At 64.4% G+C, this 21,057-nt stretch carries 16 protein-coding genes and 1 tRNA gene; 8 read left to right on the top strand and 9 right to left on the bottom strand.

The features are described from left to right. Positions 1-25: 25 nt before the first annotated feature. The gene (gene gcvP / locus ACQCSV_RS04620; RefSeq protein WP_426939210.1) at positions 26-2,878 is read right to left on the bottom strand and encodes an aminomethyl-transferring glycine dehydrogenase; all 2,853 of its coding nucleotides are present in this window, start codon (positions 2,876-2,878) and stop codon (positions 26-28) included. A 179-nt stretch (positions 2,879-3,057) separates the two neighbouring features. Beyond that, complete coding sequence (locus ACQCSV_RS04615) at positions 3,058-3,597, bottom strand: helix-turn-helix domain-containing protein (protein ID WP_354155816.1); 540 nt, start codon at positions 3,595-3,597, stop codon at positions 3,058-3,060. A 67-nt stretch (positions 3,598-3,664) separates the two neighbouring features. On the opposite strand from ACQCSV_RS04615, the gene ACQCSV_RS04610 reads away from it, so the two are divergent. Then, positions 3,665-5,251, top strand: a complete 1,587-nt coding sequence (locus ACQCSV_RS04610) for an MFS transporter (protein WP_354155817.1) — start codon at positions 3,665-3,667, stop codon at positions 5,249-5,251. A gap of 96 nt (positions 5,252-5,347) precedes the next feature. Here ACQCSV_RS04610 and ACQCSV_RS04605 read toward each other — a convergent pair whose 3' ends face one another. Further along, the gene (locus ACQCSV_RS04605) at positions 5,348-5,827 is read right to left on the bottom strand and encodes a DNA starvation/stationary phase protection protein (protein ID WP_354155818.1); all 480 of its coding nucleotides are present in this window, start codon (positions 5,825-5,827) and stop codon (positions 5,348-5,350) included. A 213-nt stretch (positions 5,828-6,040) separates the two neighbouring features. Between ACQCSV_RS04605 and ACQCSV_RS04600 the strand changes: the two genes are divergently transcribed. Genes ACQCSV_RS04600 through ACQCSV_RS04590 form a run of 3 tightly spaced genes read left to right on the top strand, consistent with a single transcriptional unit; the run spans position 6,041 to position 9,775 of the window. Further along, positions 6,041-7,177, top strand: a complete 1,137-nt coding sequence (locus ACQCSV_RS04600) for a nitrilase-related carbon-nitrogen hydrolase (protein WP_426939209.1) — start codon at positions 6,041-6,043, stop codon at positions 7,175-7,177. Beyond that, on the top strand, positions 7,174-8,199 hold the full coding sequence (locus ACQCSV_RS04595; RefSeq protein ID WP_426939208.1) for an agmatine deiminase family protein: 1,026 nt from the start codon (positions 7,174-7,176) through the stop codon (positions 8,197-8,199). Before ACQCSV_RS04600 ends, ACQCSV_RS04595 begins: the two co-directional genes overlap by 4 nt. Positions 8,200-8,212: 13 nt before the next feature. After that, positions 8,213-9,775 carry an APC family permease gene (locus tag ACQCSV_RS04590; RefSeq protein WP_426939207.1) on the top strand — a complete coding sequence of 521 codons (1,563 nt, stop codon included), beginning with the start codon at positions 8,213-8,215 and terminating at the stop codon, positions 9,773-9,775. A 107-nt stretch (positions 9,776-9,882) separates the two neighbouring features. Here ACQCSV_RS04590 and ACQCSV_RS04585 read toward each other — a convergent pair whose 3' ends face one another. The 5 genes from ACQCSV_RS04585 to ACQCSV_RS04565 all read right to left on the bottom strand — a co-directional run bounded on the left by ACQCSV_RS04585 (position 9,883) and on the right by ACQCSV_RS04565 (position 13,957). After that, positions 9,883-10,434: an AMIN-like domain-containing (lipo)protein gene (locus ACQCSV_RS04585; protein ID WP_354155822.1), complete on the bottom strand. Its 552-nt coding sequence runs from the start codon at positions 10,432-10,434 to the stop codon at positions 9,883-9,885. A gap of 236 nt (positions 10,435-10,670) precedes the next feature. Beyond that, on the bottom strand, positions 10,671-10,973 hold the full coding sequence (locus ACQCSV_RS04580; protein WP_248762310.1) for a DUF4193 domain-containing protein: 303 nt from the start codon (positions 10,971-10,973) through the stop codon (positions 10,671-10,673). A gap of 288 nt (positions 10,974-11,261) precedes the next feature. Continuing rightward, a complete protein-coding gene (locus tag ACQCSV_RS04575) occupies positions 11,262-12,488 on the bottom strand; it encodes a glycosyl hydrolase (protein WP_354155823.1) in 1,227 nt (408 codons plus the stop codon). 351 nt (positions 12,489-12,839) lie between these two features. Next, positions 12,840-12,916, bottom strand: a tRNA-Thr gene (locus tag ACQCSV_RS04570). Positions 12,917-13,066: 150 nt separating this feature from the next. Continuing rightward, entirely contained in the window at positions 13,067-13,957 is an 891-nt protein-coding gene (locus tag ACQCSV_RS04565) for a DsbA family protein (protein ID WP_426939206.1), read from the bottom strand. Between the two features lie 179 nt (positions 13,958-14,136). Between ACQCSV_RS04565 and ACQCSV_RS04560 the strand changes: the two genes are divergently transcribed. From ACQCSV_RS04560 to ACQCSV_RS04545, 4 genes are all read left to right on the top strand, one after another. Then, positions 14,137-15,639 (top strand): trehalose-6-phosphate synthase, encoded by a 1,503-nt coding sequence (locus ACQCSV_RS04560; RefSeq protein WP_354155825.1) that lies wholly within the window; start codon positions 14,137-14,139, stop codon positions 15,637-15,639. Beyond that, entirely contained in the window at positions 15,629-16,459 is an 831-nt protein-coding gene (gene otsB, locus ACQCSV_RS04555; protein ID WP_354155826.1) for a trehalose-phosphatase, read from the top strand. Before ACQCSV_RS04560 ends, otsB begins: the two co-directional genes overlap by 11 nt. 234 nt (positions 16,460-16,693) lie before the next feature. Beyond that, entirely contained in the window at positions 16,694-17,776 is a 1,083-nt protein-coding gene (locus ACQCSV_RS04550) for a sn-glycerol-3-phosphate ABC transporter ATP-binding protein UgpC (RefSeq protein ID WP_354155827.1), read from the top strand. 175 nt (positions 17,777-17,951) lie between these two features. Then, positions 17,952-19,370, top strand: a complete 1,419-nt coding sequence (locus ACQCSV_RS04545) for a DUF4032 domain-containing protein (protein ID WP_354155828.1) — start codon at positions 17,952-17,954, stop codon at positions 19,368-19,370. Positions 19,371-19,444: 74 nt separating this feature from the next. Here ACQCSV_RS04545 and ACQCSV_RS04540 read toward each other — a convergent pair whose 3' ends face one another. Next, complete coding sequence (locus tag ACQCSV_RS04540) at positions 19,445-20,815, bottom strand: FAD-linked oxidase C-terminal domain-containing protein (RefSeq protein WP_354155835.1); 1,371 nt, start codon at positions 20,813-20,815, stop codon at positions 19,445-19,447. Between the last annotated feature and the right edge of the window lie 242 nt (positions 20,816-21,057).

Below are 21,057 nucleotides of genomic sequence, written 5' to 3'. Positions count from 1 at the left end.
AACGTACCAGCTGCTGGCCGGTGTTTTAGTCTTCGAACTCGGACAGCGGCGGGCAGGAGCAGATCAGGTTGCGGTCCCCGGCTGCGCCGTCGATCCGGCCTACGGGCGGGAAGTACTTGTCCTGCTTGAGGTGGTGGAGCGGGAAGGCTGCCTGCTCGCGCGGGTACGCGCGGTTCCAATCGGAATTCACGACGGCGGACGCGGTGTGGGGTGCGTGGCGCAGCGGGCTGTTCTCGACGCTGAAATCGCCGCTGGCCACCTGGGCGATTTCCTTCCGGATGGTGATCATCGCGTCGATGAACCGGTCGATCTCCACCAGGTCCTCGGACTCCGTCGGTTCCACCATCAGCGTGCCCGCAACCGGGAACGCCAGGGTAGGGGCGTGGAAACCGTAGTCAATGAGGCGCTTGGCTACATCCTCAGCCGTAACGCCGGTCTTCGCCGTCAGATCCCGGAGGTCCAGGATGCACTCGTGCGCCACGAGTCCGCCCTCACCGGTGTAAAGGACCGGGAAGTACTCGTTCAGGCGCGCCGCAACGTAGTTCGCCGCCAGCAGCGCCGACTTCGTCGCCTCGGTCAGGCCCTCGGCACCCATCAGCTTCACATACGCCCACGAGATCGGCAGCACGCCCGCGGAACCGTAGTTGGATGCGCTGATGGCCACGCCGTGGCCCGCTTCGTGGGCTGACTTGTTAGCGTCACCGGGCATAAACGGTGCCAGGTGCGCCTTCGCTGCGACCGGACCAACACCGGGTCCGCCGCCGCCATGCGGGATGCAGAACGTCTTGTGCAGGTTCAGGTGCGAGACGTCACCGCCGAACTTGCCCGGCTGCGCCAGACCCACGAGGGCGTTCAGGTTGGCACCATCCACGTAGACCTGGCCGCCGGCGGTGTGCACGGCGTCGCAGATTTCGGTCACGTCCGCGTCGTACACACCGTGGGTGGAGGGGTAGGTGATCATGATCGCCGAGAGGACGTCCTTGTTCGCCTCGATCTTGGCGTTCAGGTCCGCGTGATCAATGCTGCCATCCGCAGCGGTCGCCACCACAACCACCTTCATGCCGGCCAGGACAGCCGAGGCCGCGTTGGTGCCATGCGCCGAAGCCGGGATCAGGCACACCGTCCGCTGGTCATCGCCGCGGGACAGGTGGTAGCCACGGATCGCCAGCAGGCCCGCGAGCTCACCCTGGGACCCGGCGTTCGGCTGCAGCGACACCTGATCGTAGCCGGTGATTTCCGCGAGGTCAGACTCCAGCCCGCCGATCAGCTCACGCCAGCCCACGGTCTGGGAATCCGGGGCAAACGGGTGGATGGAGGCGAACTCCGGCCAGGAAATGGCTTCCATCTCCGCCGTGGCGTTCAGCTTCATGGTGCACGAACCCAACGGGATCATGGTCCGGTCCAGCGCCAGGTCCCGGTCACTGAGCCTGCGGATGTAGCGCAGCAACTGCGTCTCGGAACGGTGCGTGTTGAACACCGGGTGCTGCAGATACTCAGAGGTGCGGAGCACGGACTCGGGCAGTTCAAAGCCCTTCGCCTCCACCACCGGACCGGCACCGAAGGCGACGGCGATCGCGGAGAGAACATCCGTCGTCGTGGTTTCATCAGCGGAGACGCCGACGGTGTCCGCATCGATCTGGCGCAGGTTGATTCCGCGCGCTTCGGCGGCGGCGATGACCTTGGCCGCCTTGCCCGGGACGCGGACCGTGACGGTGTCGAAGAAGGTCTCGGTAACCAGGTCGCGGCCGGCGACCTTCAGCGTGGTGGCCAGGGTGCGGGCGTTGTGATGGACCTGCTCCGCGATTGCCTTCAGGCCATCGGGGCCATGGTAAACGGCGTAGAAGGAGGAGACGATGGCCAGCAGTGCCTGCGCGGTGCAGATGTTGGACGTGGCCTTCTCACGGCGGATGTGCTGCTCACGGGTCTGCAGCGCCAGACGGTACGCCGGGACACCGGCGTCGTCCTTGGAGACACCGACGAGGCGGCCGGGCATGGACCGTTCCAGGCCCTTCGCCACCGCCATATACGCCGCGTGCGGGCCGCCGAAGAACAACGGCACCCCAAAACGCTGCGTCGAACCGACCGCGATGTCCGCACCCTGCTCCCCGGGAGGGGTGATCAGCGTCAACGCCAACAGATCAGCGGCAACGGTCACGAGCGCGCCGCGCTCCTTGGCAGCGGCAATAACGGTGGTGTGGTTGAAGACCCGGCCGGACACACCCGGCTGCTGCAGCACCACACCATTGATGACACCCTCCGGCATGCCCCTGGACAGGTCAGCGACCTCCACCTCGAACCCGAGGGCCTCGGCGCGGCCCTTCACGATCGCGATGGTCTGCGGCAGGCAATCCGCATCCAGGACCGTCTTGCCATCCCGGGCTTCCTTGTTCTTGTTCGCCCGGCGCATCATCAGCACAGCCTCAGCCACCGCCGTGGCTTCATCCAGCAGGGAGGCGTTCGCGATCGGCAGGCCCACCAGGTCCTGGACCATGGTCTGGAAGTTCAGCAACGCCTCCAACCGGCCCTGCGAAATCTCCGGCTGGTACGGGGTATACGCGGTATACCAGGCCGGGGCCTCCAGGATGTTCCGGCGGATCACCGCAGGCGTCACCGTGCCGTAATAACCCTGCCCGATCATCTGCACAGCAGTCTTATTCTTCGCAGCCAGCTTCCGCAGCTCGGCAAGAACCTCAACCTCACTCAGGGCGTCCTTGAGGGCCAGCGGCTTGGCCTGGCGGATGGAGTCTGGGACAGCAGTATCCACCAGCGCGTCCACAGTACCGTAGCCGACGGCCTTGAGCATGGTGTCAACATCGGCCTGGCGGCGGGCGCCAATATGCCGGTCAACGAACGTGGCCGAGGCCGAATTAACACTCACAGGGAACTCCATTACTAATGGCCTGCCGCTTTCCAGAGTTGCCTGGCCGCGGCGGTACGTGGGCCTGAGAGAAAAGGCATATTCAGGTTTAGTATTCGATATTGTGCCGGAAGCAGAAGGCCGCCACGAGGTCCAATTCTCCTACTCCCCGGGCTGCCGGGCAAATGAGGTCATCGGATTCAGCCCCGCAGCCGCTCCACGGCGGCAAGAAGCTCCTCTATGTCTCCATGCCTGCCCCGGCCGCCCCCGCCAGTGCCGCTTTCCCACATGGCGTTGAAATACAGCCCGTCCCCCATGTAGAGCACGGCTTTCGCCATGGCCGGGCCGACGTCGGACGCGATCAGGTCCAACCACTGCTGCTGGATCGCGGCAAAACGCCGCCGCGCCTCTTCATGGGCTACTTCGGCGAGGCGCGTGACGGCCACGAAGGAGCGGTCCATCGGGGAGTCGGACCAGAGCGAGGAACGGATGAAGTATGCTGCCGCACCTTCGGCGGCTGCGGCCATCAGCGTGAGGTCCTCAACGGCCAGGCGATCCATCCGTTCCAGTACGGCAGCGATCAGCGCTTCCCTGTTGGGGAAGTGGTACAACAGTCCGCCTTTGGACACGCCGGCCCGTTTGGCAACCGCGTCCAATGTGGCAGCCCGCTCCCCCACATCGATCAGGAGTTCTTCAAAAGCGTCAAGGACTGCATCGCGTGCGACGGGATTTCTGGCCATGTCTTCAATCATGCACGGTCCGGGCTCCGTTTCTTAACTATACCGTCTGGACGGTATAGTTATTGACATGACGCTGTCTACCCAGTCCAACCAGAACACCCCAATCACATCTCCGACGGCGGTCGATCTCCGGCCGTCCGGGCCCGCCAAGGCGCCCTGGCGCGACTGGCTTGCGCTGACCCTGCTGATGTTCCCGGTGCTCCTGGTTGCGGTGGACAACACTGCGTTGACGTTTGCGCTTCCGGCCATTGCCAGCAGCCTGGACACAACAGGAGTCCAGCTGTTGTGGATTGTGGACGCCTATCCCCTGGTGCTGGCCGGCCTGCTGGTTGCCATGGGCAGCCTGGGAGACCGGATCGGCCGCCTCCGGCTGCTGCTGACCGGCAGCATTGGATTCGCCGCGGTCTCGGCAGCAACAGCTTTTGCCCCCAGCGCGGAGTGGCTGATTGCGGGACGGGCATCGATGGGGTTTTTCGGCGCCATGCTGATGCCCTCAACCCTGTCGCTGATCCGCAACATTTTTCCGGACCCAAACCGGCGTCGGCTGGCCGTCGCCATCTGGGCTGCCGGCTTCTCCGGCGGCGCCGCCCTGGGTCCCATCTTCGGCGGGTGGCTGGTGGAGCAGTTCTGGTGGGGCGCCATCCTGCTGGTCGCCGTGCCCATCATGCTGCCACTGTTGGTGTTTGGTCCTGCGTGCATCCCGGAATCAAAAGATCCGCACCCCGGACGGGTGGACGTGCCCAGCATCGCCCTGTCCCTGCTGGTTATGGTGCCCGTCGTGTATGGCATCAAGGAACTGGCGACCGAAGGCTTCGGGGCCGCTCCGTTGGGACTTGTTGCCTTTGGCCTGGCCATGGGCGTCGTCTTTGTCCGCCGCCAGCAGCGGCTGGCCAGCCCCCTGCTGGACATGTCCTTGTTCGGCAACCGGGTCTTCAGAACCGCCATCACAGCAAACGTGCTGGCCCTGTTCTCCTTTAACGGCTTCATTCTCTTCCTCGCCCAGCACCTGCAGCTCCTGGAAGGGATGACACCTTCGGCCGCCGGAATAGCCATGATCCCGGCCCTGGTGGCCACAGTGCTGGCCGGGCTGGCAGTGGTGCCGCTGGTCCGGAAAGTGCGTCCGGGCTTTGTGGTGGCGGGTGGCCTGGCCTTAAGTGCCACCGGCTACGGAATCGTGGTCTTTGGCGATCACGGCTCCGGCCCGGCCCTCCTGCTGGCCGCGCTGCTGATCCTCGCCCTGGGGGTGGGCACAGCGGAAACCATTTCCAATGACCTAATCCTGGGCTCCGTCCCAGCGGAGAAGTCAGGAGCGGCGGCCGCCATCTCGGAGACGGGCTATGAGGTGGGGTCCCTGCTGGGGACGGCGGTACTGGGCTCCATCCTGACCGCTTCCTACCAGCGCAATCTCCTGCTGCCGGCCGGGGTGGAGGAAACGGCGTCAGGCACTGCGGTGCACCAGGCCGCCGAAACTTTGGCGGGCGCCGTGGAACTGGCCGGCACCCTGCCTGCGCCGCTGGCCGAAGCGCTCGGCGGCGCAGCGCGCCTGGCATTTGACTCCGGCGTCCACACCACTGCGGCAATTGCGCTGGTACTGATGGCGAGCGCGGCAGTCCTCGCCGCCGTCGCACTCCGGAAGGTTCCGACGGCGGACTAGGCACCCGCCGCCGGCAAGCCGGCGAGCGCACAAAAGCGCCCGGCGTCCGAAATCATTTCCGGCGCCGGGCACTTGTGGCCTCACAATCGGCCGGGTCTACTTGGCGTCAGGGGAGGTGACGCTGGCGGAGGCCTTCATGGTCTCTGCGTTCACCATCCACGCGAACTGTTCCAGCTTGGCGATGAATTCGTGGAGCAGGTCCGCGGTGGTGGGATCCTCTTCATCCACTTCGTCATGGACCTTGCGCATGGTGCCCACGGCTGCCTCAAGCGCAGCGACGATCCGCTCGATGGCGTCCTTGGTGTTAATGAGGCCTTCGGGGAACTGGGCCAGACTGGTGGATTTCGCCACCGTAGCACTGCGGCCATCAGGCAGTGCATGGAGGGCGCGCATCCGCTCGGCCATATCATCCGCGAACTGCCGGGCGGCATCCACAATTTCGTCCAGCTGCAGGTGAAGGTCCCGGAAGTTGGTTCCCACAATGTTCCAGTGGGCCTGCTTGCCCTGGATGTGCAGCTCGATCAGGTCCGCAAGTACGGCCTGCAGGTTGTTGGTCAGGGTCGGTGAAGCTTTCATGAATCCTCCTCGATTGGTCCAGTAGTCCCGACGCTATCAGCCAGGGGATCGATCGCGCCGGGCCGAAAGCAAATTTCTTAGTGAGCTTACTAATCCGGCCGGAGCGTCATAAAAGAATTGGATTCATTTAACCCATTGCGCGAAAGCCGTTCGCCCTCCATACTAAATGAACGTCATTCATTTAGTGACGGTCGTCTCACTGGAAGTAAGCACATGATTGAAATTTCCTGCCTCGACTCACCCACCTCCCTGGCCCGGACAACGCCGTCCCACCGCCCAGCCCTGCGGGTTGGCGTCGTTCAACACCGCTGGCATGCAGACACTGCCGTCCTGCAGGCCGAACTCGATGAAGGAATCGGCCGGGCCGCCCGGCTCGGTGCCAAGGTGGTGTTCCTGCCCGAACTCACCCTCTCCCGCTACCCCGCGGACACCCGCCCCGAAAACGACACTCCCCCGCCCGGAGCGGTACAGCCTGGCGCGGTCCGCCCCAGGCCGTCGGACACCGCAGAAGACCTGCTCACCGGGCCCACCTTCCGGTTTGCCGCCGAATCCGCCCGTCGCCACGGGGTGGCCCTCCACGCCTCGCTGTACCAGCTGGCGGAGAACCCGGACGGCAGCGACGACGGCCTGGGACTGAATACCGCCATCCTTGTGTCGTCCGACGGTGAGCTGCTCGCCCGCACACACAAGCTGCACATTCCGGTGACCGCCGGCTACTACGAAGACAAGTTCTTCCGCCACGGGCCGGCGGCCGCTGACGCCTACGAGGTCCACGCGCCGGCAGAACTGGGCGGCGCCCGGCTCGGCATGCCCACCTGCTGGGACGAATGGTTCCCGGAGGTTGCCCGGCTCTACTCCCTCGGTGGCGCAGAGATCCTGGTCTACCCCACGGCGATCGGCTCAGAGCCGGACCACCCGGATTTCGACACCCAGCCGCTGTGGCAGCAGGTGATTGTGGGCAACGGCATCGCCAACGGACTGTTTATGGTGGCGCCGAACCGCTGGGGTGATGAAGGAATACTGAACTTCTACGGTTCCTCCTTCATCTCCGACCCCTACGGCAGGATCCTGGCCCAGGCCCCTCGTGACGCCTCCGCAGTGCTGGTGGCAGACCTCGACCTGGACCAGCGCCAGGACTGGCTCACGCTCTTCCCGTTTCTAGCTACCCGCCGCCCCGATACCTACGGCCCGCTCACCGAACCCGTACGCCACGCCCAGCCGCCCGGCGGGATTTCGCTCCCCACCCGCCCCCTAATCTCGCAAGCTCGGTCAGGGAACCCTGCGGTCGTGGCCCCAAGCTCAGTCACCGGGCACTCCGGCTCAATCAACCGTCAGAAGGTAACCGCATGAGCACCTGGCGCATGCCCGCCGAAACCGCTCTGCAGGAGCGTCTGTGGATGGCTTTTCCCGCCGGCGGCTACACGCTGGGCGAGACGGAGGAAGACGCCCACGCTGCCCGGTCCATCTGGGCATCGGTGGCCAACGCCGCCGTCGAATTTGAGCCGGTCACCGTGGTGGTGGACCCCGACGACGTCGGCATCGCCGCCCGCTATCTGCATCCGAACGTCGAGGTACTTGCCGCCCCGCTCAACGATGCGTGGATGCGGGACATCGGCCCCACTTTCGTGTTGGACCAGGACGGGCGCCTCGGCGCCGTCGACTGGGTCTTCAACGGCTGGGGCGCCCAGGACTGGGCGCGCTGGGACAAGGACGCGTTGATCGCCGGTGAAGTCTCAGGCCGTGCCGGCGCCACGCATCTCTTGTCTGCGCTGGTCAACGAAGGCGGCGGCATCCAGGTGGACGGTCAGGGAACCGTGCTGGTGACCGAAACCGTTCAGCTGGATCCGGGCCGCAACCCGGGACTCAGCCGCACCGACGTCGAGGCCGAGCTCGCCCGGACCATCGGCGCCACCCATGCGGTCTGGCTCCCCCGCGGACTGGCCAGGGACTCGGAACGGTTCGGCACGCGCGGTCATGTGGACATCGTGGCCGCCATCCCCTCCCCCGGCACGCTGCTGGTGCATTCCCAGCAGGACCCCCGCCACCCGGACTTCCAGGTGAGCCGCGACATCATCAAGCACCTCCGCACCACGAAGGACGCGGCCGGCCGGGAGTGGACCATCATCGAAGTCCCCGCCCCGGAGGTGCTCTGGGATGACGAGGGTTTTGTCGACTACAGCTACGTCAACCACGTCGTGGTCAACGGCGGGGTCATCGCCTGTACCTTCGCGGACCCCCACGATGACAAGGCGCTGCAGATCCTGGCAGAGGCCTACCCCGGCCGGCGTGTGGTCGGCATTGACGCCCGTGAGCTCTTCGCCCGCGGCGGCGGTATCCACTGCATCACCCAACAGCAGCCTGCTGCCTCGTAGAAAGCGCCGGACAATGACCCAAACCATCCGCAATAGCACCCCCGCAGGCCAGCCATCCGGGACCGACACGGCCGGCTCGGCGCACGGCATCACCGCAAAGGGACTGAAGGGCGGGCAGCTGGGCCTCCTCGCCGTCGTCGTTCTTGGCATTTCCACCATCGCGCCGGCCTACACGCTGACCAGCGCCCTCGGCCCCACGGTTAACGAGGCGGGGCTCCAGCTACCCGTCATTTTCCTGATCGGGTTCATCCCCATGATCCTGGTGTCGCTCGCCTACCGGGAACTCAACGCCGATTCCCCGGACAGCGGCACCACGTTCACCTGGGTCACCAAAGCGTTTGGCCCCTGGGTGGGCTGGATGGGCGGCTGGGGACTCCTTGCCGCCAACATCATCGTCCTGTCCAACCTGGCGGGCGTGGCCGTGGACTTCTTCTACCTCTTCCTGTCACAGCTGACGGGTGCGCCTGAACTCGCGGACCTCGCGGCCAATAAGCCGTTGAACGTCCTGACGTGCTTCGTCTTTGTGGCCCTCGCCGTGTGGGTGAGCTACCGAGGCCTGCACAGCACCAAGATCGTCCAGTACGGTCTGGTGGGCTTCCAGCTGCTGGTCCTTGGCCTTTTCGTGGCCATGGCATTCGCCAACTGGTCCACGTCGGAAACGGCCATCCCGTTCAGCTGGGAATGGTTCGACGTCACCAGGATTGAGACCTTCGGCCAGATCGCGGCCGGCATCTCGCTGTCCATCTTCGTGTACTGGGGTTGGGACGTGTGCCTGACGGTGAACGAGGAAACCGCCAACGGCAAGAAGACCGCCGGCCTCGCCGGCACGCTGACCGCCGTCGCTGTCCTGGGCATCTACCTTCTGGTGAGCATCGCCACCATGATGTTCGCCGGCGTTGGGGACACCGGAATCGGCCTGAACAACGCGGAAAACAGCGCAAACGTCTTCACCGCGCTGGCCTCCCCCGTCATGGGACCGTTCGCCATCCTGATGTCCCTCGCGGTGTTGTCCAGCTCCGCAGCCTCGCTGCAGTCGACGTTCACGTCGCCCTCACGCAGCCTGCTGGCCATGGCGCACTACGGTGCGCTGCCCGCGCCGTTCAGCCACATCAGCAGGCGTTTCTCGACGCCGGGCTTCGCAACGGTGACGGCGGGCATCCTGTCCGCCGGGTTCTACGCGGCGATGCACGTGATCAGCGAAAACGTCCTGAACGATACCATCCTGGCCCTCGGCCTGATGATCTGCTTCTACTACGGCCTGACCGCCATCGCCTGCGCCTGGTACTTCCGGAACAGCGTGTTCAGCAGCGTCCGCAACTTCGTGCTGCGGCTCCTGTGCCCCGTGCTGGGCGGCGCCGGATTGTTTGTGGTTTTCCTGCAGACGGCCGTGGACAGCTGGGCGCCGGAGTTCGGCAGCGGCTCCGAGGTCTTCGGCGTCGGGCTGGTGTTTGTCCTGGGCATCGGGATCCTGGCGCTGGGGGCAGTGCTGATGCTGATCATGGCCCGCCTCGCCCCGGGGTTCTTCCGCGGCGAAACCATCCGCCGGGACACCCCTGCGCTGGTAGTGCCTGAGTAGTTGCCCCAACAACAGCACGGCGCCCTGCAGGAAAGTCTCCGAAGCAGGGCGCCGTTTTTTGGTTTTCCTGATCTTGTCTCAACTTCGGTTCAGCAGCGAACCGCCGGTCACCAGAAGTGCGCTACGTCCACCACCATGCGCGACCCGGACCCGGGACCGTCCAGTGTGAACACCCGGAACGGGAGCCGGGCACGTACGCCCAGTCCGATGCTGGTGTAGCCCTCAAAACTCCCCGCGTATGCAACCTGCCGGAAGGTCTGGTATCCCGCCACGTTGGACAGTTCGGCTTTTGCGGCCGGGCTGTACGTGACGTTGCCTGTCTCCACGTCGTAGGAAGGCGCGTTCACAGTCACCTGGAGGAACGCGCTGCCCAGCAGGGGAATACTGAAACCTGAACCGTCCTGGACCACTACGGGAACGTAACGGGCAGTGTAGCCGGCCACAGGGCCGTTGAGATCAACCACCATCCGGTCGAAGCAGTAGTGTTGCCCCGTCCGAACGTTGGTTACTGATGCGGTACTCATCGCCGGGTTTGATTGGGCCAGCGATCCCCATACAAGTCCGCAGTAGGATGTGGTTGCCGAGGCGGGCCCCGGAGCCAGGAAACCCAATCCAACGGTCATCAAAATGACTGTCAGCCACGTATGAATCTTTTTCATTGTGGGCCACCCTTCGAGTGATTAGGTAGCTCAAGCGTAGGAGCCTCCGGAGCCACTCAACAGGGTTGTTGCCGCTTCGGCGCGGAACCGTTAATCGGCCTTGGTTCCGGTCACGCGGGCGTAATTCTGAAGCACTTAACGGGGCCATCGATACGCTATTAACACCGTTTCTGCACCCTACCGTTATGCATAATAACGACGCCGGCGCGCCTCACCGGAGTGCCGGCGTGGGGCGTTCAGCCTTCGCACTCGATGCAGTACTTCAGGCCATTCTTTTCGCGTGCAACCTGGGACCGGTGGCGGACCAGGAAGCAGGATGAGCAGGTGAACTCATCGGACTGTTCGGGAACCACAATGACGGTCAGCTCTTCGCCGGAGAGATCGGCTCCCGGAAGGTCGATGCCTTCGGCGGTGTCGGTCTCCTCGACGTCGATGACAGCGGTCTGGGCACTGCCGCTGCGGGATGCCTGCAGGGCCTCCAGCGACTCGGCAGAAGCCTCGTCGTCGGTCTTGCGTGGAGCGTCGTAATCGGTAGCCATGGCATGTTCACTTTCGTCGCTGCACGGCACCATTTCAGGCGCCTCAGTGAAGCAGTTTAGGTCATTATGTCGCTTCTTGGGCAATAGTGTGGCCGACCAGACAGATTTGGTTGCTTCGCCCTATGCAGGATTTGTCCAAGGCGCGGCCGGAACCGTATTGGTGCAACCTTGACAGTATCCGGGGGCGAAATCTAAGAAGCGTCGCTTCCGATTCTGCCGTGGCTACCCGGGTGTGGTCCGTCGGGACAGCAAGTCGAGTCCCTGATCACCGGGAGATTGAGCATTGGGTCAGGGAGTCCGGCGCGCCTCAAGTGCGGACTTGAATGCGGAGGCTGAGGTGGCGCTGCTGTTGATGCGCCAGTCGGTTTCCTTCTGGAGATGGAACCAAACGAAGCCCACCACATCGGGCTGGGCGGCAAGATAGGACACAAGCCCAGCGTTCCAGGCAGCCTTGTTGCCGCCTGCCTCGCTGGATGCCGTCTCGCTGATCAGGATGGGAACTCCGGGTGCCAGAGCACGCACCTGGGCTATGCCCGGAGCGAAAAGATCCTGCGGCGATATCCAGCCGCTCCATGAAGCGGAGGTGCCCCAGTTATACCCGTCGAGGGCTACAACATCCGCGTATCCGACACCGGGAAAGAGGCCGGCGAGATCGGTGGAACCGTAGTACGGAACATTCGGGCTCCAGACCCAGGACACGTTGCCGGCGCCGGTGGCAGCGACAACGTCGTGAACATGACGCCAGGCACTTACGTAGTCACCGGCCTGATTGCCGTTGACGCCTTCAGCCCACGGATACCAGTTTCCGTTCATCTCATGGGCGAACCTGAGCTGGACCGGGTGGCCCCAGGCAGCGAGCGCCTGGCCCCACTGCGTGATGTGGGCGTCAAAGTCGCCGGCGGCAATTCGGTCAAGGGAGTATGCCGGCTGTTCTGTTCCACCGCCCCAGGCCCAGGGTTCCCAGGTAATGAGCGGAACGGCACCTCGTGCCCGGACGGAGCTCATTTCGGTGATGGGAGGCGCCTGGAGGAAGTCCTTGTAAAAGAGAATGGTGGACGGGCTTTCGCCGGCCAGTTGCGCCACTTCATCCAGTTCGCCGCTGGCCAGTGGGCCGCCGGCCGTGGCCACCCCGAACCGAAGTGCGGCTGTGCTGATCGGAGGGAGCGTAGCGTCCGGTGCGGTCACTGTGAACACCGACGAGGCCTCGACAGACGAGGTCTTGGCCGTGATGGTCAACGACCCCGTGGCTGCGGACGGGATAGTGATCGACGTGCTGAAGGCACCGGAGGCTGCCGTTTTCATGGGAAAAGTCGTGGCACCGGCGATCACCGAACCCGTGGTGGAGGCTTTGAACCCCGTTCCGCTGACTGTGACGGCGGATCCTGCCGGTCCAGTGGCCGGGCTGAGGGAGATCCGGCCTGTGGCAGGCGCTGCCTGGGCTGCCTGGGCCGGCATCAGTCCCAAAGCCACACCCAGCCCAACCACTGCCGCGATGGATCTCAAGGTTTTGGGCATGGCGATCAGTCCCCCGCAATCGGCAAGGCGGGTGCTAATCCGCCGGTCAGGTGGCGCCTACCGGCACTTTCCTGATCCTAAGGGTTGGACGCCGAAACCAGAGGGGATTTTTCGAATATTTTTGAAAGGAACTCGCCGCTCTTGGCTCCTGCAGGCCGGCCCATCTTGTGATCGAAGATTCGACGAGGCAGCCCAGCCCAGGTCGGGCAGTGGCAACCCAGCCGCTCACGGGCTTGTATTCGAGGCCGGTTCCAGTGCGCTTGCAGATTCATGAGGCGTTGGAGATCCGCGGCGGTCGCGAGCCGTTGGAAGCACGGCCTCAAGTCTGACCCCGCAGGTCAAAGCCACAACTGGAGCCTCCTGTCAGATTCGAACTGACGACCCCCGCTTTACAAGAGCGGTGCTCTGGCCAACTGAGCTAAGGAGGCGCGCCCAACTGGGCGTGCGCCGCAACGGCGCTAGATAAGGTTAGCCCAAGTCCGCCCGCTCGTAAAAACGCCAGCCAGGGCGAACCGGAAGTAAAAGAAAGGACCTGCCGCCGGAATCGATCCGGAGGCAGGTCCCCTGGGTGGAAGGACCTAACCCTTCGCGGTGATCGCTGCCTGCAGGAAGTCCGGGAACGGGGTCTGCGCGCTGGCACCCTTGCCCCACTGCTGGCCGTCTACGAACACGGTGGGCGTGCCGGTGACACCGATCGCGGCGGCCTGCTTGGTTGTGAACTTCACGAACGGACGGTAGGTCTTCTCGTCGATGCAGGTGCCGATGTTCTTGGCCCCGATGTCTGTCGCCATGGTTTTAAGCTTGTCGTCAGAAAGTCCGGCGCTGCCTTCGGCAGGCTGGTTGGCGAACAGCGAGTCCACAAACTCCGCGTACTTTTCCGGGGAGTCATTCACTACGCACGCGGCGGCGTTGGCTGCACGGGAGGAGTAGTTCGTGGAGGACCGGTTGTCCAGGAACCCGAGCGCCCGGTATTCCACCGTGATCTTGCCCTCGTTGCGCAGCGTCGTCAGCTGCTCGTTGTACTGTGTCTCGAAGTTCTTGCAAACCGGGCAGATGAAGTCAACGTACAGGACCACCTTGACCGGCTTTCCGGCCTCAGCTTCGGCGCCCGGAGCCACAACCGACGCCGGCGCGGTTTTCGGGGGCTCCCCCACGGAGGCTGCGTCAACGGCGGCCGGTTCCAGCTTCGCGACGTCGGTATTTGCCAGCAAGGTGACGCCACCGTAGGCGTTACCATTCGCGGGCGACGGCCCTTGGTCAGCGATGGGGGCGTTCTGCCGCATCGTTGTGGTCACCACCAGACCCACCACCACAAGGATGGCCACCACGGCCACCACAATGCCCCAGCCGATCAGCAGTTTGTTGCGCTTGTCCTTCTTCAGCTGCGCCTCACGGATCAGGCGTGCCTTCTCGCGCGCCTCCGAGGTTCGTTCAGCCTTGGACTTGCGTATTTCATTTGCGGGGCTCATGTGTTCCTTGGGTCGATCGACATAGGGGGACCACTCTGTGGCGACTCCACCATTTTAGGGGACAAACCTGAGAGCTTGCGCTTTCAAGTATTCAGCCCGAATAAGCGACGGACGAATAGCCCCGAAGATTCCATCCTATTAAGGTGGTTTAAAGGCACAAGCAACCCCAGGGGGCCGCAATGCAAACACCCGTCCAAGAAAAACCAACAGCTGTACCTGCCACCGGCGCCGCCGCGAGCAGCCACAGCACAGTCGCCACATACGATTTTATGGTTGTCTCCAACAGGCTGCCGGTTGACCGCTGCGCGCCAGGCGAGAGCGGCGACGACGGCTCCGGCTGGCGCCGATCCCCCGGCGGCCTGGTGACCGCCCTCGCACCCATGATGACCAAGACCGACGGCGCGTGGGTGGGCTGGCACGGCGCCCCGGACGAAACCGTCGAGCCCTTCAGCCACGGCGGCATGGATCTGGTCCCCGTCCAGCTGAGCAACGAGGACGTCGAGCTCTACTATGAGGGTTTCTCCAATGCCACCTTGTGGCCCCTCTACCACGACGTCATCGCCCCGCCGGAGTTCCACCGGACCTGGTGGGACGCCTACCGCAAGGTCAACCAAAGGTTCGCCGACGCCGTCGTGCGCCATGCAGGCCAGGGCGCCACGGTGTGGGTCCAGGACTACCAGCTGCAGCTGGTGCCGCGGCTGCTGCGCCAGGCGCGGCCGGACCTGCGGATCGGGTTCTTCAACCACATCCCCTTCCCCCCGCCGGAGATTTTCGCGCAGCTGCCGTGGCGGCGTGCCATCATCGACGGCCTGATGGGCGCGGACCTGGTGGGCTTCCAGCGCCCCAGCGACGCCGGCAACTTCATGCGCTCCGCCCGCCGGTTCCTGGGCGCCAGCGTCAAGCAGCAGCAGGTGCACGTGAAGGGTAAGGACGGCGAAATCACGCACATCGCCAGGGCCCAGGCCTTCCCCATCTCCATCGACGTGGCCCAGATCAGCGAACTGGCCCACAACCCCGAAATCATCGAGCGTGCACGCCAGATCCGCCAGGACCTCGGCAACCCAAAGACCGTCCTCCTGGGCGTAGACCGGCTCGATTACACTAAGGGGATCCGGCACCGGCTCAAGGCCTTTGAGGAACTCCTGAACGAAGGCAAGCTGACGGTCGGCGACGCAACGCTGATCCAGGTAGCCAGCCCCAGCCGTGAACGGGTGGAGCAGTACCGCCTCCTGCGCGAGGAAATCGAAGGTACCGTCGGCCACATCAACGGCACCTATGACACCTTCCAGAACACGGCCGTCCGCTACCTGCACCATAGCTACCCCGTGGAGGAGATGGTGGCGCTGTACCTCGCTGCCGACGTCATGCTCGTGACGGCATTGCGGGACGGCATGAACCTCGTGGCCAAGGAATACGTCACCGCCCGCAAGGACAACGACGGCGCCCTGGTCCTCAGTGAGTTCGCCGGCGCCGCTGACCAGCTTAAGCAGGCGCTGCTGATGAACCCGCACGATATCGACGGCCTCAAGGACACCATCATGCGGGCCGTCGATTTGCCTCCCAAAGACGCCGCGCGCCGTATGCGCTCCATGCGCAAGCAGATCCTGGAGCACGACGTCGACCATTGGTCAGCTGACTTCCTGGCCGCCCTGAACGAGAAAGTTGTGCGAGATGACTCCTGACGCCCGGCCCGCCAAAGGCCCGCTCACCTTGTCCCCCGAACTGCGTCAGGCCGCCCGGCGGATCGCCCGGACGGAACACCTGCTGGTGGCCATGGACTTTGACGGCACCATCTCCCCGCTGGTTGACCGCGCCGACGACGCCCGCCCGCTTCCCCGCTCGGCCGCCGCTTTCGCCGGGCTCGCCGCCCTTCCACGCACGACGACGGCACTCATCTCGGGACGGGCCCTCGCCAGCCTGCGCGCGGCAGCCTCGCCCCCGGTGGACACGCTGCTGATCGGCAGCCATGGCGCCGAGGCGTGGCTGGGCCCCGGCTCCACGGAGCTGACACTGGACGAAGCCCAGCGCTTGCTGCTGGCCGAAGTCCGCAGCGTCCTCGAAGAGATCGTTGAGCAGGCGCCGGGCACGCTGCTCGAAGACAAGCCCGCAGGCGTGGTCCTGCACACCCGGCTGGCGACTGACGATGTCGCCGAGGACGCGGTGGCTGCTGCCCGTTCCGTTCTCCAGGACCGCAAGGGCGTTTTCCTGAAGAACGGCAAACGCGTCCTGGAAACGTCGGTAGTCAACGCCTCCAAGGGCGAGGGCCTGACGTTCCTGCGCCAGATCACCGGGGCCACTGCAGTCCTCTTCGCCGGCGACGACGTCACGGACGAGGACGCCCTGGCCCGGCTGGAATCCGGCGATGTGGGCGTCAAGGTGGGCCTGGACTTCACCCAGGCCCAGTTCCGGGTGGAAGCGCCGGCCCACGTCGCGGAACTGCTTGAAGCACTCCTGCAGGAACGGAGCCTGGTCGTGGCTGAAGAAGAGCCCGGCACTGCCTGAACCTCGGGGACATGTCCAACCTCACATGTGACCTCCGTAACATTTGCACCAATACGCCATTCGTCTGACATACTCTTGGTTGTGATGTGGCGCACAGGAACCGTGCGGCGTCACGTGATACTCCTCGGCTTCGGCCGGGGAGTACACGGCTGCAATGCCGTGGATAACTGAATTACATGAACCATTCACAACGGATCGTCCGGCACGTACCTGCCGGTGAAGGGATTGATAACTGTGGCTACAGTTACTTTTGATAACGCTACGCGTCTGTACCCGGGCACAGAGAAGCCCGCTGTTGACAAGCTCAACATTGAAATCGCCGATGGCGAATTTCTGGTCCTCGTAGGACCCTCCGGTTGCGGTAAGTCCACCTCCCTGCGCATGCTCGCAGGCCTTGAGGACGTCAACGCCGGCCGGATTCTTATCGGCGACCGCGACGTCACCGACGTTCCGCCAAAGGACCGCGACATCGCAATGGTTTTCCAGAACTACGCACTGTACCCGCACATGACGGTTGCAGACAACATGGGCTTCGCGCTGAAGATCGCCGGCGTTTCCAAGGAAGAGCGCGCCGAGCGAGTCCGTGAAGCCGCCAAGCTTCTTGACCTCGAGCCCTACCTGGACCGCAAACCGAAGGCACTCTCCGGTGGCCAGCGCCAGCGCGTTGCCATGGGCCGCGCCATTGTGCGTAACCCGCAGGTCTTCCTCATGGATGAGCCGCTTTCCAACCTCGACGCCAAGCTCCGTGTCCAGACGCGTACACAGATCGCATCCCTGACCCGCCGCCTCGGCGTCACCACCGTCTACGTCACCCACGACCAGGTCGAGGCCATGACCATGGGTGACCGCGTGGCTGTGCTGAAGGACGGCCTGCTGATGCAGGTTGACACCCCGCGCAACCTCTACGACAAGCCCAAGAACGTCTTTGTTGCCGGCTTCATCGGCTCGCCCGCCATGAACCTGCTCGAACTGCCCGTGGTCGACGGCGGCGTCCAGTTCGGCGGAACGGTTTACCCCGTGCCGCGCAACATCCTCGAAGAGGCCCACGGCAGCACCGTCACCTTGGGCAGCCGCCCCGAGGACCTCGAGCAGGCCCCGCAGGGCGAAGGCCTCCAGGTCGAGGTCGACGTCGTAGAAGAACTCGGTGCCGACGCTTACATCTACGGCCACACCACGCTGGACGGCAAGGACCACGACATCGTGGCACGCGTCGACGGTCGCCGCCCCCCGATGAAGGGCGAGACCATCTACTTCCGTCCGCAGTCGGGCCACGTACACCTGTTCGACACCAAGACCGGTCTGCGCCTGGGCGACTAATCCCGGTTGCGGAGCCTGAATCCGGTGGTTGCACCTGCTGTCACCACCTGATCGGCCCCGCTCTGCACCAACCGACGGCGGCCCCTCCTTACCGGACGGGCCGCCGTCGTGGTTTAAGCGTGGCTTTCCTGACTTTGTTTAGGCACCCCGCCCCTACGTACGGAAGAATTGGCACATGACCGAGGAAAGCAGCGCCCAATGGCACGACGAACCCACCGACTACGGCCAGATCGGCAAACTCCCTCGGTTTGAAGCTGCCAGCGCCAACGACGCCAAGAGTTCCAGCGTTTCCAGTAACCTGAACATCACGGCCGCCGCGGCTGACCCGGAGCTCCTGGACCTGCCGTGGCACATCGCCCTGGAGGACTGGCCGGCTGAGAACCTGGCAGCGCTGCCACGCGGCATTTCGCGGCACATCGTGCGTTTCGCCCACCTGGGCGGCTCCGTCATCGCCATCAAGGAAACATCGGAGCATGTGGCCCGCCACGAGTACCATATGCTCCGGAAGCTGGCCCGCCTGGATGTCCCGTGTGTTGTACCGGTGGCAGTCATCACGGGCCGGACCACCCTGGATGGGCGGCCACTGAACCCCGTGCTGGTTACCCGCCACCTGAAGTTCTCCATGCCGTACCGGGCCCTGTTCTCGCAGATGCTGCGCAAAGACACCCTGACAAGGCTCATCGATGCCCAGGCTTTGCTCATGGTCCGGCTGCACCTCATCGGCTTTTATTGGGGGGACGTCTCGCTCTCCAACACGCTCTTCCGCCGCGATGCGGGCGCCTTCGCAGCCTACTTAGTTGATGCCGAAACCGGCGAGCTGTATCCAGATCTCTCCACCGGCCAGCGGGAGTACGATCTCGAGATTGCCCGGGTCAACATCGCCGGTGAGCTGATGGATCTACTGGATGGCGGCCTGATCGAAGAGAAGGTGGACCCTGTGGCCACCAGCGAACTCATCATGGAAAGCTACCGGCGTCTCTGGACGGAACTGACGGAGAAGGAATCTTTTGAACTCGGCGAACGGTGGCGTGTGGGCGCCCGTATCCGCAGGCTCAACGAGTTGGGCTTCGACGTCGAGGAATACGCCATCAAGACCACCCAGAACGGTTCCACCATCCAGCTCCAGCCCAAGGTGGTGGACGCCGGCCATCACCAGCGCCGGTTGCTGCGGCTGACCGGGCTCGACGCCCAGGAAAACCAGGCCCGGCGCCTGCTCAATGACATGGATTCCTTCCGGGCGGACAACAACCCGGGGATGGACGAGGAATACAGCGCGCACCTCTGGGTCAGCCAGGTCTTCGAGCCGATCGTGCGGTCGATCCCGCGCGACCTGTCCCGCAAGCTTGAGCCGGCGGAGGCAGTCCACGAGGTGCTGGAACACCGTTGGTATATGTCAGAGGAGCAGGCCCGCCACATTCCTCTCGCCGAGGCTGTGCAGTCCTATATAGAGTCCGTCCTGCGCCACCGCAGGGACGAGGCCGCCATCATGCTCAACCCGGACACGGCGATGCTCAAGATCCTCGACGTCGAAACCGAGGAATCCCGTTATGGTGCCGACGAATCCATCGAAGATTACCCGGACGTCGACGACTGACGTGCCCCGGGGCCGGCGCCGGTGGCAGCACCGTTGTGTTAACACGACCCTGCTTGTTGGTGGAGCACCAGTCGCTAAATGGCCTTTCCCGGGTTCAAGATCCCCGCCGGGTCAAAGAGCTCCTTGATCCTGCGCTGGAGCTCCCGGACGGGTTCCGGTTGTTCCAGGCCCAGCCAGCGCAGTTTGTACTGCCCGATCCCGTGCTCCCCGGTGATGGTGCCGCCCATTTCGAGCGCAGCTTCGATAGAGGCATCCAGGGCTAAGTTCAGCCGCCTCATGGCGTCAGCGTCCACCGCATGGCCCTGCCTGTCAATCCAGAAGGTGGGGTGCAGGTTGCCGTCGCCGGCGTGCGCCACCACCTTCAGGCTCACGCCGTGCGTTGCCGCGAGGTCTTCCAACGCGGCCACGTAATCCACCAGGCGCGAGCGCGGCACGGCCACGTCCTCGCCGACGCGGTATTCGTCATCCACTTCCACACCCCGGCTGTTCCGGCGCAGCTCCACGAGTTGCTCGGCTTCCGCCGTGGATTCTGTGCTCACTATTGCCCCGCTGGCGGCGAGGACGGAACGCACGACGTCGGCCTCCGCGGCTGCCCCGAACCCGTCAGTCTGAATCAGGAGCAGCGAACGGCCGCGTGAACTCAGGTCGGAGCCGTGGAGGTCATCCAGCTGGGCCAGTGTGCCGCCGTCGAGCAGTTCCATGATGGCCGGCTGCACCCGGGCCCGCCCCACCGCCAGGACGCCGGCAGCGGCCTGCCGGAAGTCCGGGTAGAACGCGGCGATGGTGCGCACGTCACGGGACAGGTACTTGAGCCGGACGGTCGCCCCCACCACGATCCCCAAGGTGCCCTCCGAACCGACAAACAGCCCCGTCAGGTCGTAACCCGCAACGCCTTTGAACGTCTGGTGGCCGGTGCGGATGAGGGACCCGTCAGCCAGCACCACCTCCAGCGCCAGCACCGAGTCCCGGGTAACCCCGTACTTGGCGCAGCGCAATCCGCCGGCATTCGTGGCAACGTTGCCGCCGATCGTGGAGGAACGAAAGCTCGCCGGATCCGGCGCGTACATCAGGCCATGCTCTGCTGCCGCCTCGTTGAGAGCCGCATTGACCACTCCTGGCTCGACGACGGCGGTCTCGTCGTCGGGGTTCAGGTCAAGAATGCGGTTCATCTGTTCCAGGGACAGGACTACACAGTTCCTGCTCGCGTGCGCGCCGCCGGAAACTCCTGTTCCTGCTCCGCGGGCAACAACGGTGACGTTGTGGGCCGCACACAGCCTGACCGCAGCCTGTACGTCCGTGACAGACCTGGCAAAGACCACCGCTTCGGGCAGCTGGAAATCCAGGACGGGGGCCTGGTCCACGGCATACCTCGCGAGCAGTTCACCCTCGGTACTGACCTGCCCTGCGCCGAGGGCGCCCACCAGCTCTTCAACCAAGCCACCCACGCGGCCTCCCCGTTCCTTGTCGTTGTTGTCGTTGCGCTTCTGCACAGTCTAGGCCGGGGTTCCTCGTTGGCCCGTGATCTCCTATCGGCTGTAAGCGTTTCCAGCAAGTGTCGAACATCCGAAACATACTGATGAGTAGACCTGCAGACCTTGACCTGGAAACGTTTACAGTTTCCCGCCGGTTAGGGTCTAGGCTGTCCTCCATGTCTGTAGATACAGCGTTTGCCGCCACCGCCCCACTG

Origin of the sequence: Pseudarthrobacter sp. S3, assembly GCF_050156905.1 — a bacterium.
In the GTDB taxonomy this organism is placed as follows: domain Bacteria; phylum Actinomycetota; class Actinomycetes; order Actinomycetales; family Micrococcaceae; genus Arthrobacter.
This window is presented reverse-complemented; position numbering and strand designations above follow the sequence as displayed.